This is a genomic window from Lysobacter sp. Soil_C_59, assembly GCF_057656415.1.
On the sequence record NZ_JBDGKK010000011.1, the window covers coordinates 94920 to 110119 of the forward strand.

Here is a 15200-nt window from a genome sequence, read left to right on the forward strand (position 1 = left end):
GAGAGCGAGCGAAAGTGCCGAGCAACAAATCCAAGCTTTCATGTCAACTCCACTCCATTCAGTCGATGCAAATGACGCGATCAGCACCGAGATTCGCACGAGGATCGTTGAAGAACAGCTCACTGACCTTGAGGATCCTTTCCTTATCCAGATACGGGAAGTCCATCGTTCGGCCATAGTGAGTTCTGGAGTACTGCCAATACATGATCTTCTCCGCGATGACTTCCTCGTACCTCATGAAGAGGGAGAGCGTGGAACGGTAGTCCAGATGAACGAAGTCATTGTTGGGAGGAGATGGCGCTGATGTCGCGAGCGGCAGCGCTGCATCAAGCATTGATGAAAATACCGTGTTGAAGCGCAAGGACGTCCTCGATGGCATCGATACCGCCGGGAGAACACGTGACAACGTCTTCCTCGCGAGCGCAGCAGTTCCAAGCATGACGTTGAGGGGCCTCCCGCAGAACGGAATCAAGTAGGTGTCCCTTTCGTTCTTGAAAACGTCGGGCATGATGATGACGGCCGCGCCATCCTCCAGACCGCGAATGGCTATCGCCATGCCAGCACGGGTGTCATGTATGACGCTTACGTTCGACTGCTCGTCGCCATAGAGGCACATATGCAGCCTATCGAAGAGGTCATTGCCTGCATGGGTCGCCGGTGCCCCATAGAAGACCAGCACGTTCCGCTTTGACCGGAGCGTTTCCACAAGACCGATGATCGATAGAACGTAGTGACCAAAGTGCGGAATGGCGACCAGCAGGCCGCGGCCATCGTCAGGAATGTTGTCCAAAGTAGAGTAGTCCGTCCGATCAAGGCCATTGAGGCGAGACAGAACGTGGGACTTGTCGAGGCTCCGGAACCTTCGCGCCATTATCAGTTTCTGAAGGTACCAGTGGTAGTAGGCACCAAGACGAACATTGGATCGAGAGCAAGCGTTTCGAATCGCTTCAACCTCATGCTGAGACAACGAGATGTCCAAATACCGATCGAGCGTCTGCATGTGCCCGTCCAACAGTTGAATAGGCCATGCCATTGCGACAAGTAGGTTGCTGGCGATCATCGATGCCCCTCTTCCGATCCAGCGAGACTGCGTTGCACTTCCACCACACGCCGAAGGATCGCGTGAACTTCTTCGGAAACCTCCGACATGGGGTATGCACACATCATGGCGGAGTGAAATGCTCGCAGTCGGGCGCGGGCGTGATTCGATCGACCCGTGCGCCCTCTTTGGACCTGTCCATCACGAAGCAACCACTCCTCCCCAAGGCCTTCACACGCGACCAGGTAATCGTCGATTAGTCGGAGGATGGACGACGGGCCCACCGATGATCTGCAACTCTCGAATCGCTCGCCCATCCAGGCATGCACTGAGTACCGGTACCTGTTGTTTGCGACGACCTCAAACGCTGACAGGTAGTGCTGCCTGCCGTTCCGCTCAACAAGAATCGGTGCGTCAATTGCGCTTGTCAGCTGGTCGGAGAAGACGACTACGGGATGAGCAGAAGACTCGCCGCCAGTGCTAAGCAAGGGCAAGAGACTCCGGCCTGAAAGGCAATCGCGAACCAAGGGAGCAACGATAAGCGGGGGGGGGTTTGACCGTGTGAGCCAGCCTGGAATGGCACCTAGCAGTTCACGCGTCGAAGGAATGACGTAGAGGCTCCGCGCTCTTTCCGAAGCGAGCTTGCGCTCGAGTTCGGCGAGCAACGATGTCCCAACAGAAGTGGCAGTTCGATCCGTTGTATGCATGATCTTGGCGCATCTCGTTGACTCGAATTGGAAGCGCGACGTCCTTGTCGCGCCTCCACCCGCCTTACTTCGCGTAGTTGTTTGAACCGCAGCAGTCACTCGCGAAGACGCCATTTGGCTTCGCCGGCGCCTCGATCGGCAAGAAGTTGTCTACCTGTTCGCCGACCGCGGCATTACTGCTCAGCTGAGCTTCGATGGAGCCAAAGTCCATTGCAATTGCATTCCATCTCACTGTTCCTTTTGTTGGCTAGATGCGCCTGCAAGGCGCCAGCTTGGGATACCCCAAGCTGTGACTAATGACTCATGAAAGTCGACTTTGCGTCCATCAGAGAATTCCCAACGACACCGAGATAATTTCTGAAGCGCCGTTTGCGGCACGCTCCGATCACCGGGAATAACGCTTCATGTGCAGACTCACCATGCTGGAGAGTTCGCCGCTTCCACGAGAAGCACATCATCAAGTTCGATTGTTCAATCGCATGGGCCGTGAAAAGCTCCGGGTCTCCGGCGACGTCATAACTTGGCGGTCAGCAGACAAGCTGCACGCGCACCGGGAGGCTCCCGGGCCTGCGGCTGGAGACAGGCGTCGGCCGAAGGCGACCCAGCGGGCGGAATCGGTGGGCATACCGTCACCGCTGGTAAGCGGGGGGAGGGGGGCGGCGAGGCCACCCCCGGAAGCGGCCTGGCTAGCCGCGCCACGGCCATTCACCCGCAAAGCGAAAGCGGAATCCCGGTATTCGGACCGTTTTGGCATCGCGCTGCAGTGGCGTGCCGGGGCATCATTCCCGATCACGATCCGCCTGGACTTCCGCATGAGCACCACCCCCGACTTCGCCGCTGGCCAGCTCTGGCGCTGCACCGGCCGCACGCCCGCCGAGACGCCGACGCTGCTGATCAACCGCGTCGACCAGCATCCGCTCGGCGGCGAGATCTTCCACGTCACCGTCCGCAACGTGAAGATCCGCCACCCGGGCCTGCCCTCGGGACTGCTGACCGAACTGCCGCACCTGCCGGTGACGCGGGCGACGCTGGAAGCCAGCGCGATCAGCTACGAAGGCGACCAGCCGCCCTACCCGGCCTATCTCAAGGGCTATGCCGAGTGGAAGCAGGCCTTCGATGCTGGCAAGGCCGGCTCGTTCGGCGTCAGCCTGGCCGACGTGCTGCGCATCGTCGAGCAGGGCCTGACCGGACAGGCACCGCGCTGACGCCGCAACGGCGCAGGAAACGCGGCCAAAAAAAAAGCCCCGCATCGGCGGGGCTTTTTTCATGCGCGCAACCGGATCAGGCGAAAGGATCCTGCAGCACAATGTTGGCGTCACGGTCCGGACCGGTCGAAACGATCGCCAGCGGGCAACCGGCCAGCTCTTCCAGCGCGCGCAGGTACGCACGCGCAGCGGCGGGCAGCTTGTCCCACTCGGTGACGTTGTGGGTGTTCTCTTCCCAGCCCGGGAACTCCAGGTACACCGGCGTGCACTCTTCCCAGCCGGCCGCGTCGAGCGGCGCGTACTCGGTGCGCTTGCCGCGGTACTCGTACGCGATGCAGATCTTCAGCTTCTCCATGCCGTCGAGCACGTCGAGCTTGGTGATGCACAGGCCGGTGATGCCGTTGACGGCGACCGCGCGACGCAGCGCGACGATGTCCATCCAGCCGCAGCGACGCGGACGGCCGGTGGTGGCGCCGTATTCCTGGCCGCGGTCACGCAGGCCCTGGCCGACGTCGTCGTCGAGCTCGGTCGGGAACGGACCACCGCCCACGCGCGTGGCGTAGGCCTTGGCGATGCCGAGCACATAGTCGATCGCATCCGCGCCGACGCCGGTACCGGCATACGCGCCGCCGACGGTGGTGTTGGACGAGGTCACGTACGGATAGGTGCCATGGTCGATGTCGAGCAGCGAACCCTGCGCACCTTCGAACAGCACGCGCTTGCCCTGCTTGCGCAGCTCGTGAAGGATGCCGGCGACGTCGGACTTCATCGGCTCTACGTACTCGCCGAAGGCCAGCGCCTCGTCGAGCGTCTGCTGGAAGTCGACTGCGTCCACGCCCAGGTACTTGGTCAGGACGAAGTTGTGGTAATCCATCGTGCTGCGCAGCTTCTCGGCGAGCTGCTGCGGGTAGTGCAGGTCGGCGATGCGGATACCGCGACGCGCCACCTTGTCTTCATACGCCGGGCCGATGCCGCGGCCGGTGGTGCCGATGGCCTTGCCGCCGGCGGCCTTCTCGCGGGCCTGATCCAGGGCGATGTGGTACGGCATGATCAGCGGCGTGGCCGGGCTGATTTTCAGGCGCGAACGCACTTCCACGCCGTTGCTTTCGAGCTCGCCGATTTCCTTCTTCAGCGCAGCCGGGGACAGCACCACGCCATTGCCGATCAGGCACAGCGCATCGGGGCGCAGGATGCCGGACGGAATCAGGTGCAGGACGGTCTTCTTGCCGCCGATGACGAGGGTGTGGCCGGCATTGTGGCCACCCTGGAAGCGCACGACGGCGCCGATCTCCTTGGTGAGCAGATCGACGATCTTGCCCTTGCCTTCATCGCCCCATTGGGCACCGAGAACGACGACTGACTGACCCATTGCCAAGCTCCTGACTGCGTTGCATTGAGAACCGGCGCGAAGGCCGGGCTGTCGCGGACGCCCCATCGGGAGGGTCCCGCAAACAGCAAGAAAGCCGGCGGGGCGCTGGGCCCCGTCCGGCTTTTGTGCATTATCCGGGTTTTAGGGGGCCGGGGCCACCCCGAAAGCGGGATTGGACAGATTGGGTGCGGTCTTCGCGCCGCCGTCACATGGCTACAGCCGCACCAGCCACAACGACAGCAGACCCAGCCCCACCACGACCGCCCCGACCACGCGCAGGTGGCGGTCCGGCAGTGCGTGCAACTGCTCGGCGGCGCGCTTCCACCCGCGCGGCGCGACGAAGAGGAACAACCCCTCCAGCACCGCCACCAGGCAAACCGCCGACAACAGTTCCAGCAGCATGGTTCAGGTGCGCCTGGTCAGCGGTCCGACTTGAGGTACTGCAGGAACGGATCGTCGCGGTCGAGCACGATCACGCCTTCGCCGTCAGAGAACGCCTTGCGGTACGCCTCCAGGCTGCGCTGGAACGCGTAGAAGGACGGATCGCGGTTGGCAGCCTGCGCGTACAGACGCGTGGCCTCGGCATCGCCTTCACCGCGCAGCTTCTGCGCATCGCGCTCGGCCTCGGCCACGATCACCAGCTTCTCGCGATCGGCCTGGGCACGGATCGCCTGCGCCTGCTCGACGCCTTCGGCGCGAAGCTGGCTGGCGACCTGCAGGCGCTGGCTGCGCATCTGGTTGTAGACCGAACCGAGCACGTTGCTGTCCTGCGGCAGTTCGATGCGCTTGATGCGGATGTCGACGATCTTCACGCCGAGCGTGGCCGCACCGACATTGATCGCATCGAGCTGCTTGCCGATCACCGAAGTGCGATCGCCGGAGACGACCTGCTGCAGCGTGCGCGCATTGATCTCGTTGCGCAGCGAGTCCTTGATGATCGGCGCCAGGCGATCGACCGCGGTGACCTCGTCACCACCGGTGGCGCGGTAGAACGCGCGCGAATTCTCGATCCGGCCCAGCGCGAAGAAGTCGACGCTGACGTTCTGCTTGTCGGCGGTCAGGTAACGCTCCGGCTCGGCATCAAGCACCTGCAGGCGACGGTCGAACACGCGCGCCGTCTCGACCAGCGGCCACTTGAAGTGCAGGCCCGGACCGATGTCGGTGCGCACGACGCGGCCGAGGTTGAGCACGATCGCGGTACGGCCTTCGGTGACCACGAACATCGAGCCGAGCAGCGCGAACAGCGCGGCAACCACGGCGGCAATCCAAAGGGAGAATCTCATCGCGTCACCTCATCGCGACCGGTCGGCCGGGTCGGTCGTGCGCCGCGACCGCTGTCGCCGGGCTCGGTGGTAATGGTCGGGGGCAACAGGTCCGGCGTCAGCAACGGTGCACCCGTCGAGGCCGGGCCGCCGCGCTTGTCGGGCATCGGCACGTAGATCAACTGGCGCGAATCGCCGCCGATGATCTTGCGGTTGTCGCTCAGCACTTCCTGCAGCGTGTCCAGCCACAGGCGCTTGCGGGTCACGTCCGGTGCGGCCTTGTACTGCTCGACCAGCAGCGAGAAGCGGTTGGCGTCACCTTCGGCGCGGGCAACAGATGACGTCTTGTAGCCTTCGGCCGCGGTCCGCACGCGCGATGCTTCACCGCGTGCTTCCGGCACGACCTGCTTGGCGTAGGCCTGGGCCTGGTTGATCGCGGTGGTCTTGTCGGCGGCGGCGCGCTGGACTTCGTCGAACGCGTCCTTGACCTCGTCCGGCGGACGCGCATTGGGCAGGTTCAGCTCGGTCACGACCAGGCCAGTTCGGTAGTCCTGCAAGGACGCCTGCAGGCGCTGGCGCACAGTGACGGTCAGCTCCGAACGCGCGTTGAGCACGGTGTCCAGGTCGGAACGGCCGACCTGTTCGCGAACCGCACTCTGCGCGGCTTCCTTCAACACGCGATCGGCATCGCGCGAACCGAACAGGTACAGCTGCGGATCGCCGATGCGGTACTGCACGTTGATCTCGACGTTCACCATGTTGGCGTCACGGGTGAACACCGGCACGGTATCGCTGTAGGCGTTGCTCTGGGTGGCGTTGACCTTGGTCACGCGCTCGATCGGCCACGGCGCCTTGAAGTGCGGGCCCGGCTGCAGCACGCGCGAGAACTGGCCGAAGCGCAGGACTACGCCGCGCTCCTGCTCGGTCACCAGCACGAAGCAGTTGAACACCAGCCACAGGCCAACGGCTATGCCGACCCAGCGCAGGATGTTGCCGCCACCGCCCGCGCCGCCGCCGAAGAGGCCACGCAAGGGGTCGAGCAAGGCATCCAGGCCGCGGCCATTGGGTCTGCGCCGCGGGGTTCGACCATTCGAACCGCCGGAATTGTCACTACCGGGTGTATTCCAGGCCATGCCTGCTCCAAGAAGGGGATACGTCCGCTACCGCGTTCAGCAATGCGGGCGTGGGTCGATTCTAGGTGGGGGTGCGACGGGGCTCAAGCAAGGCGAAGCCCCGCTCAGGCGGCATCATCGCTCGCTTCGGGCGGCAAAAGGGGCCTGAGCACCTCGCCGTGCGCCTGTACGAACAGTCGCTGGGCATCGGCCAGTGCCAGATCCACGTTGATGACCCAGCCGTGTTCGTCGTGGTCCTCGCCGCGGACCGCGCCCAGCTCGTGCAGGCGTGCACGCAGGCGCGCGGCCTGCGGCGGCAGGCGCAGCTCGCCGCTGACATGGCGCAGTTCCAGCGCTTCGGCCAGGCCTTCGCGCAGCAATTCCAGGCCGCGGCCATCGCGCGCGGACAGCCATACCCGCATGCGGCCTTCGGCCGGGCGGTCCAGGCGCGGCTGCATCGGTTCGTCGCCCTCGCTGCCATCCCCGCCATTCCCGAGCTTGTCGATCTTGTTGAATACCAGCAGCTGCGGCAGGTCGCCGGCGCCGATGTCCTTGAGCACGGAGTCGACCTGGGCGATGCGCTCGTCGCGCAGCGGATCGGCTGCGTCGATCACGTGGATCAGCAGATCGGCCTCGCGCGCTTCCGACAGCGTCGAGCGGAACGCAGCCACCAGTTCGTGCGGAAGATCGCGGACGAAGCCGACGGTATCGGCCAGCACCACGTTGCCGCCCGACAACTCGATGCGACGCACGGTCGGATCGAGCGTGGCGAACAACTGGTCGGCGGCGTAGGCCTCCGCACCGGTCATGGCATTGAACAACGTCGACTTGCCGGCATTGGTATAGCCGACCAGGGCGACGCGCGGCATTTCGCTGCGCATGCGTGCGCGGCGCATCTGGGTGCGCTGCACTTCGACCTTTTCCAGGCGTTTCTGCAACTGTTCCAGTCGCTTCTGCAGCAGGCGGCGGTCGGTTTCGAGCTGGGTTTCACCCGGGCCACGCAGGCCGATCGAACCACCGCGCTGGCGCTCGAGGTGGGTCCAGCCGCGAACCAGTCGCGTCGCCATGTGCTTGAGCTGCGCCAGCTCGACCTGCAGCTTGCCGTCGTGGCTGTGCGCACGCTGGGCAAAGATGTCGAGGATCAGGCCGGTGCGGTCGACCACGCGGCGCTTGAGCTCGCGTTCGAGATTGCGCTCCTGGCCGGGCGAGAGCGGGTGGTTGATCAGGATCAGGTCGGCGCCGGTGGCTTCGGCCGCGGCCTTGACCTCTTCCAGCTTGCCGCTGCCGATCAGCATCGCCGCGTTCGGCCGGTCGATGCGCGCGGTCAGCACCGCCGCCACCGTGGCACCGGCCGAGCGGGCCAGGTCGGCGAACTCCTCCAGCAATCCCTCGTCCGGCGGACCGCCGGCATGGGGCTGGATCAATAGCGCGTGTTCGCCTTTGCGGGATCTTTCAAACAAGCGGGGTCATGCCTGAGCGGGGGACAGGATCACAAGATGGGCATGGCAGGCCTGTCAAACAAGGGCCATCAGACCAGGACCATCAAACCAGGCCATCGCATCAGGGCGCCGCGGCAATGGACGCCGGTCCCCGCCGATATGGCAGGGATGCAGGCGGAGATGGCCGACGGATCAGGGCTGAAGCCCCTACCCGGCTTACTCGGTCTCGTCGGCGTGGCCTTCGCCTTCGCCCTCGGAAGACTGCACGTAGCCGCCGCCCGGCCCGACGCGGACATTGCGCGCCGGCACGACGGTGGAGATCGCGTGCTTGTAGACCATCTGGCTCACGGTGTTGCGCAACAGCACCACGAACTGGTCGAACGACTCGATGGTGCCCTGCAGCTTGATGCCGTTGACCAGGTAAACCGAAACCGGCACGCGTTCGCGGCGCAACGCATTCAGGAAAGGATCCTGCAAAGATTGTCCCTTGGACATGGTGTAGTTCCCCAACTCGTTCTAGTTATAAGGGCGGCGGTGGCGAAGCCGGCCGCAGTCGCCGGAAACCTGTCCCCACAGCGGCGACCGGGTCCGATGGTAGCGCAAAGCCCCCGGGCGCACCCGCACAGGCTGCACCGATCACACGGTTCAAACGCCCATGAACTTTGCCCTGGCCTGCTCCAGCGCGGGGCGCTGCAATTGCGGGTCGAACCATTGCGCGTCCAGCTCTCCGCGCAGCCAGGTCAGCTGGCGCTTGGCCAGCTGGCGGGTGGCGAAGATGCCCAGCTCACGCATCCGTGCCACCGGAGTGTTCCCGTCCAGATGCTCCCAGGCCTGGCGGTAGCCGACTGCGCGCAGGGCCGGCAGCTCCAGCGGCCGCGGTTGCGCGGCCAGTTCCGGCAAAGCCCGCAGCGCCCTGACTTCGTCGAGGAAGCCGTCGGCCAGCATCTGGTCGAAGCGGCGCTCGATGCGCGCGTGCAGCAGCGCGCGGTCGTCCGGTGCCAGCACCAGCTTGAGTACCCGCAGCGGCAGGCGCGGCACCTGCGCGCGGTCGCTCCGCCAGTCGCTGATGCTGCGGCCGGACAGCCGGTAGACCTCCAGCGCACGCTGGATCCGCTGGGCATCGGTGGCATGGATGCGGGCCGCGGCAACCGGGTCGATCGTGGCCAGTTCGGCGTGCAGTGCCGCCCACCCCCGCTCGCCCGCCTCGGCTTCCAGCTGCGCACGCGTGGCCGGGTCGGCCTCCGGCATCGGCGACAGACCCTGCAGCAGCGCATGGAAGTACAGGCCGGTGCCACCGGCGAGGATCGGCAACCGACCCCGGGCGACGATGTCGTCCAGGGCCCGCCGCGCGTCCTCGGCGAACTCGGCGGCCGAGTACGGCTGCCAAGGCTCGCGCAGGTCGACCAGGTGGTGCGGTACGCGGGCCAGTTCTTCGGCGCTCGGCTTGGCCGCGCCGATGTCGAGCCGGCGGTAGACCAGGGCCGAATCGACACTGACGATCTCGCCGCCGTGGCGCTGCGCCCACTCCAGCGCAAGCGCGGTCTTGCCCGAAGCGGTCGGGCCCATCAGGGCAATCGCGATCGGGCGCGAATCAACAGGCATAGCACGCAGGCATGGCGCGGCACGGATGTAGCGGAGGCGTAGCCTCGCACAGGCACCGGCCCGGCGGAACCGTTGCCGTGGCAACCGTGTCGCAATGCAGCATCGACACAGCGCTCCACAGTTCCTGTGGGCAAGCACTGGGGCAAGGCTGTTGATAACGTGCTCCACGCCTTTGGCCGCAACGCTTCCCGGGTGTTTGTCGTTTTTTTGGCCAGGCCTTTCGCGCTGTCCACAAGCCCTGTGGACAAACCTGCGGACAGTGATGTGTGCAGATGCCGGACAGGCTGCTGCGACGGGGCCTGCGCCATGTTGGCGAAAAATTGACCGGCGAAATTTGTTGACTTGGCGCACGGATTGGGCATGCGCACAAGAATGCGCGGGCGAAGCTCCAACCTCGATGCGACATGACAAAAATCGTCAGCAAGCAGGTCGTTCCCGCGCCGTCATGCACTCTATCCACAAACCCTGTGGACAAGCCTGCGGACAGTTGTGTGGAGACAACGCTGCGCGCCTTGCTGCACAAGCAATGCAAGAGGGGTGGCGAACAATTGACCAGCGAAAAAGGTTGACTTGCCGCGCCGGTTAGGCATCGCAACCGCCGGGCATGCTTCTATCCACACCGCCTGTGGACAAGCCTGCGGACAGCAGTGTGGAGTGAGTGCTGCGGGCCTTGCAGCGCAAGGGACGCAAGAACAATGGCGAAGATTTGACCAGCGAAAAACGTTGACTTGGGCGCGTCGCGCGGCTACTCGTCGTCGGGCCACTTCGGCATCGATGGCGCGGATTTAGCTCGCGGCAACTTCTGCGCCGACAGCGCGCTCCACACTTTCAGCGCATCCACCGTCGCGGCGACATCGTGCACGCGCACCAGCCTGGCACCACGCTGCGCGGCAATGAGGTGCGCTGCCACCGAGCCATGCACGCGTTCGAGCGGCTGCGCGCGCCCGGTGATGTCGCCGATGGTCTTCTTGCGCGAGAGCCCGGCCAGGACCGGCACGCCGAGTTCGGCGAAGCGCTCCAGCTGCGCGAGCAGCGCCAGGTTGTGCTGCGCGTCCTTGCCGAATCCGAAACCCGGATCGACGACGATGTTCTTCTTCGCGATGCCGGCCATCTCGGCGGCGAAGATGCGCTCGGCGAGGAAGCGATGCACTTCGGCGACGACGTCGTCATACTGCGGCAACTGCTGCATCGAACGCGGCTCTCCCTGCATGTGCATGAGCACCACCGGCACGCGCAGGCTCGCCGCGGCATCGAGCGCGCCTTCGCGACGCAGTGCGTAGACATCGTTGATCATGCCGGCACCGGCCTGCACGGCCGCGCGCATGACCTCGGGCTTGGAGGTGTCGATGCTGATCGGCAAGGTCGTTTCGCGGACCAGGCGCTCGATCACCGGAATCGTGCGGCGCAGCTCTTCCTCCAGCGGGACTTCATCGGCACCGGGTCGAGTCGATTCGCCACCGATGTCGAGGATGTCGGCGCCCTCCCCTGCCAGCTGCAACCCGTGTGCGACGGCCGCTTCCAGCGTCTCGTGCGCGCCGCCGTCGGAGAACGAGTCCGGGGTGACATTGACGATGCCCATCACGCGCGTGCGATCGAGCACCAGCGGACGGCCGTTGCAGTCGAGGGTGAGGGTGGTGTCGAACATGCGCGGGGTTCCTGGGGACAGTGCTTGCGCAGGTTAGCCCGGGGGCGGTGCTGGCGGAACCTCTGGCTGCGGTCAGGTCCTTCGACTTCGTGCGCTACGCTCAGGACGAACGGGATCACTCACTCACCGTTCGTCCTGAGCGTAGCGCCGCAGGCGCGAAGTCGAAGGACCAACGCGCCCGCCACAAAAGAAAAGGGCCGGGAATCACCCCGGCCCTCTCATTGCATCGTCATCCGACCCGATCAGGTCTGCGCCGCAGGCCCGCCGATCGCACCCGGGCGCTCGCCGTCGTCCTTCGACGTCTTGCCCGACTTCGACCAGTCGGCCGGCGGGCCCGGCACGCGGCCGGCCATGATGTCGTCGATCTGGTGCGCGTCGATGGTCTCGTACAGCAGCAGCGCATCGGCCATCGCGTGCAGCTTGTCGAGGTTGCCCTTGAGGATCTCGGTGGTGCGACCGTAGGCCTTGTCGAGGATGTCGCGGACGACCTCGTCGATCTTGCGCGCGGTCTCGTTGGAGACGTTCTTGTGCTGCGTCACCGAGCGGCCCAGGAACACCTCGTCCTCTTCCTCGCCGAACGTGATCGGACCCAGCTCGGACAGGCCCCACTTGGTGACCATGTTGCGCGCCATCTTGGTCGCGCGCTCGATGTCGTTGGAAGCGCCGGTGGTGACCTTGTCGACGCCGAAGATCAGCTCCTCGGCGACGCGGCCACCGTACAGCGAGCACAGCTGCGACTCGATCGCGGTGCGGTTGTAGCTGTACTTGTCGCCCTCGGGCAGGTACATGGTCACGCCCAACGCACGACCGCGCGGGATGATCGTGACCTTGTAGACCGGGTCGTGCTCGGGAACCATGCGACCGACGATGGCGTGGCCGGCCTCGTGGTAGGCGGTCAGCTTCTTCTCGTCCTCGCTCATCGCCATCGAGCGGCGCTCGGCGCCCATCAGGATCTTGTCGCGCGCCTTGTCGAAGTGCTCCATGCGCACGTCCTTGGCGTTCTCGCGCGCCGCGAACAGGGCCGCCTCGTTGCAGAGGTTGGCCAGGTCGGCGCCGGAGAAACCCGGAGTACCTCGGGCGATGGTCATCGGCTCGACATCGTCATGCAGCGGCAGCTTGCGCATGTGCACGCGCAGGATCTGCTCGCGGCCCTTCACGTCCGGCAGGCCGACCACCACCTGGCGGTCGAAACGGCCCGGGCGCAGCAGCGCCGGGTCGAGCACGTCGGGACGGTTGGTCGCGGCGATCACGATCACGCCCTCGCCACCCTCGAAGCCGTCCATCTCGACCAGCAACTGGTTGAGGGTCTGCTCGCGCTCGTCATGACCGCCGCCGAGGCCGGCGCCGCGATGGCGGCCGACGGCGTCGATTTCGTCGATGAAGATGATGCACGGCGCGTGCTTCTTGGCCTGCTCGAACATGTCGCGGACGCGGCTGGCGCCGACGCCGACGAACATCTCGACGAAGTCCGAGCCGGAAATGCTGAAGAACGGCACCTTGGCTTCGCCGGCGATGGCGCGGGCGAGCAGGGTCTTGCCGGTACCCGGCGGGCCGACCATCAGCACGCCGCGCGGGATCTTGCCGCCGAGCTTCTGGAACTTGGAAGGGTCGCGCAGGAACTCGACGAGCTCGCCGACTTCTTCCTTGGCTTCATCGCAGCCGGCGACGTCGGCCAGGGTCACCTTGACCTGGTCCTCGCCCTGCAGCTTGGCTCGCGAGCGGCCGAAGCTCATCGCACCCTTGCTGCCGCCTTGCTGCATCTGCCGCATGAAGTACACCCAGATGCCGATGAACAGCAACCAGGGCAGTACGTTGATGATGATGTAAAGCAGCGACGGCCCGCTCTGCGGCTGGGCCTGGTCGATGGCGACCTTGTGCGTGAGCAGGTCGTTGATCAGGTATTCGTCACCGGGGCTGTAGGTGACGAACTTGCTGCCATCCTTGCGCTCGCCGTTGATGGTGGTCCGATCTTCGCCGATCTTGACCTCCTTCACGCGGTCCTGCTGCACCTGCTGCACGAACTCGTTGTAGGCCAGCGTTTCGCTGCCTGCCGCGCGCGGTCCGAACGCCTGGAACACCACCATCAATACGACGGCGACGATTACCCAGAGCAGCAGATTCTTGGCCAAGTCGTTCATCAATTCCTACCTGTCGCCCTCATGGCGTTATTGCAGCGGGGCGGCGCCTGGGCGCCTGTACATCTCGGAGTTGTCGCACATTACTTCATAACCGCGCGCTTGCCCTGTGCCAGCGCGTACACCTCGGGCGAGCGCTTTCGCGACGCCTCCGGCTTGCGGATCACGACCTTGTCGTAGCGCCGCCGCAGTTCCTTCACGTACTCGTCGAACCCCACCCCCTGGAACAGCTTGATCAGGAAGTTGCCGCCGGTACGCAGGTGCTGGTCGGCGAAGTCCATGGCCAGTTCGGACAGGTACATCGCCCGCGGCATGTCGACCGCATCCACACCGCTCTTATTGGGGGCCATATCCGACAGGACAAGGTCCACGCGCTGGCCTTCCAGGGAAGCCACCAGCTGCGATAGGACCTCATCCTCCCTGAAATCGCCATGAAGGAACTCGACCCCGGCCAGCGAGGGCATTTCGAGGATGTCCAGGGCGATCACCCGGCCGGGCCGGGCCGGATCCATGCGGTCGAGCTCCCCGCGCAGCCACTGCGACCACCCGCCCGGGGCGGCACCGAGGTCGACCACCACCATTCCGGGCTTCAGCAGCCGGTCACGCTCGACCAGCTCCTCGAGCTTGTAGGCGGCGCGCGAACGCAGCCCTTCCGCCTTGGCCTTCTTCACGAAGGGGTCGGAAAAGTGTTCCTTGAGCCAGCGCTGGCTGGATTTGCTGCGAGTCGCCATGGGGCGTGGGGGCCGGCGTGATTGGGCCGTGGGGCCCGTGGGGGTGGTCATGATACCCTGCGCAACCCACCCCCAAGCTTCCCGTGCCCCAATGCAGACCGTCCTGACCGCCGCCCAGACCCGTTTCCTGCGCGGCCAGGCCCATGATCTGAAGGCCATGCTGCAGGTTGGCGGCAAGGGCGTGACCGAGTCGCTGATCGCCGAAGTCGCCCTGGCCCTGGAACACCATGAGCTGATCAAGATCAAGGTCGCCGCCGAGGACCGCGAGGCCCGCGACGCCATGATCGACGACATCGCCCTGCGCACCGAAGCCGCGCTGGTGCAGCGCATCGGCCATACCGCGATCCTGTACAAGCCCAGCCAGGACCGTCGCCAGATCGTGCTGCCGCGGGCCTGACCTCACACGGCTACTGAGTCGCCGATGCAGCTCAACCTCGAACATCCGGACCAGTCGTTCTACCTGCGTGCCGCCGACGGCACTTCGGCGCTGGTCAACGATCGACGCCTGTTCGCCAGTTTCGTTCTCTCGCCGGACCAGCTGATCGAAGACTGGCCGGTAAGCGCGGTCAAGGCGATCACGCCGCAGGATCTTGAACCGGTGTTGGCGTTGGAACCGGAAGTGATCCTGCTCGGCAGCGGCGCGACCCAGGTCTTCCCGACCGCCGCGGTCATGGCCGCCTGCCTGGGCCGCGGCGTCGGCCTGGAAACCATGACCAATGCCGCCGCGGCGCGCACGTTCAACGTGCTTTCCGGCGAAGGCCGTCGCGTGGTGGCGGCATTCGTGTTCGAACGGACGCCCTGACGGCCCATCCGTCATCCCGGCGCACGCCGGGACCCAGGCCGTCAACGCATCCGCTCCACTACGTCATCCCGGCGAACGCCGGGATCCATCTTGACGTTGCTGTGGCCTCCCCAGGCTTCCGCCTTCGGAGCGGCGTCGTCCGCAGGGGCGGG

14 protein-coding genes are annotated in these 15200 nt (G+C 65.3%); 3 read left to right on the top strand and 11 right to left on the bottom strand.

Annotated elements, in window-relative coordinates; all coding sequences use genetic code 11:
• Positions 1-58 precede the first annotated feature (58 nt).
• Positions 59-1060, bottom strand: a complete 1002-nt coding sequence (locus AC3A3Q_RS16970) for an LpxL/LpxP family acyltransferase (protein WP_487587350.1) — start codon at positions 1058-1060, stop codon at positions 59-61.
• A 1498-nt stretch (positions 1061-2558) separates the two neighbouring features.
• Here AC3A3Q_RS16970 and AC3A3Q_RS16975 point away from each other — a divergent pair.
• Positions 2559-2951 carry a hypothetical protein gene (locus AC3A3Q_RS16975; protein WP_487587351.1) on the top strand — a complete coding sequence of 131 codons (393 nt, stop codon included), beginning with the start codon at positions 2559-2561 and terminating at the stop codon, positions 2949-2951.
• A 76-nt stretch (positions 2952-3027) separates the two neighbouring features.
• Here the strand turns inward: AC3A3Q_RS16975 and AC3A3Q_RS16980 are convergent, their stop codons facing one another.
• From AC3A3Q_RS16980 to rlmE, 10 genes are all read right to left on the bottom strand, one after another.
• The gene (locus AC3A3Q_RS16980) at positions 3028-4320 is read right to left on the bottom strand and encodes an adenylosuccinate synthase (RefSeq protein ID WP_487587352.1); all 1293 of its coding nucleotides are present in this window, start codon (positions 4318-4320) and stop codon (positions 3028-3030) included.
• A 213-nt stretch (positions 4321-4533) separates the two neighbouring features.
• Positions 4534-4722 (bottom strand): DUF2065 domain-containing protein, encoded by a 189-nt coding sequence (locus tag AC3A3Q_RS16985; RefSeq protein ID WP_158731711.1) that lies wholly within the window; start codon positions 4720-4722, stop codon positions 4534-4536.
• 17 nt (positions 4723-4739) lie between these two features.
• Positions 4740-5603, bottom strand: a complete 864-nt coding sequence (gene hflC / locus AC3A3Q_RS16990) for a protease modulator HflC (protein WP_200609362.1) — start codon at positions 5601-5603, stop codon at positions 4740-4742.
• On the bottom strand, positions 5600-6715 hold the full coding sequence (gene hflK / locus AC3A3Q_RS16995; protein ID WP_487587353.1) for an FtsH protease activity modulator HflK: 1116 nt from the start codon (positions 6713-6715) through the stop codon (positions 5600-5602). The genes hflC and hflK overlap by 4 nt, the downstream gene beginning before the upstream one ends.
• 104 nt (positions 6716-6819) lie before the next feature.
• Positions 6820-8154 (bottom strand): ribosome rescue GTPase HflX, encoded by a 1335-nt coding sequence (gene hflX / locus AC3A3Q_RS17000; RefSeq protein WP_487587354.1) that lies wholly within the window; start codon positions 8152-8154, stop codon positions 6820-6822.
• 195 nt (positions 8155-8349) lie between these two features.
• A complete protein-coding gene (gene hfq / locus AC3A3Q_RS17005; protein ID WP_200609374.1) occupies positions 8350-8628 on the bottom strand; it encodes an RNA chaperone Hfq in 279 nt (92 codons plus the stop codon).
• Between the two features lie 150 nt (positions 8629-8778).
• Entirely contained in the window at positions 8779-9735 is a 957-nt protein-coding gene (gene miaA, locus AC3A3Q_RS17010; RefSeq protein WP_487587355.1) for a tRNA (adenosine(37)-N6)-dimethylallyltransferase MiaA, read from the bottom strand.
• 745 nt (positions 9736-10480) lie between these two features.
• A complete protein-coding gene (folP, locus tag AC3A3Q_RS17015) occupies positions 10481-11380 on the bottom strand; it encodes a dihydropteroate synthase (protein ID WP_487587356.1) in 900 nt (299 codons plus the stop codon).
• 242 nt (positions 11381-11622) lie between these two features.
• Positions 11623-13518: an ATP-dependent zinc metalloprotease FtsH gene (gene ftsH / locus AC3A3Q_RS17020; protein ID WP_487587357.1), complete on the bottom strand. Its 1896-nt coding sequence runs from the start codon at positions 13516-13518 to the stop codon at positions 11623-11625.
• Between the two features lie 80 nt (positions 13519-13598).
• Complete coding sequence (gene rlmE, locus AC3A3Q_RS17025) at positions 13599-14246, bottom strand: 23S rRNA (uridine(2552)-2'-O)-methyltransferase RlmE (RefSeq protein WP_487587363.1); 648 nt, start codon at positions 14244-14246, stop codon at positions 13599-13601.
• Between the two features lie 91 nt (positions 14247-14337).
• Here rlmE and yhbY point away from each other — a divergent pair, with 91 nt between their 5' ends.
• Together yhbY and AC3A3Q_RS17035 are read left to right on the top strand one after the other, a co-directional pair.
• Positions 14338-14643: a ribosome assembly RNA-binding protein YhbY gene (yhbY, locus tag AC3A3Q_RS17030; RefSeq protein WP_487587358.1), complete on the top strand. Its 306-nt coding sequence runs from the start codon at positions 14338-14340 to the stop codon at positions 14641-14643.
• Positions 14644-14667: 24 nt separating this feature from the next.
• Entirely contained in the window at positions 14668-15048 is a 381-nt protein-coding gene (locus AC3A3Q_RS17035; protein ID WP_487587359.1) for an Mth938-like domain-containing protein, read from the top strand.
• Positions 15049-15200 lie beyond the last annotated feature (152 nt).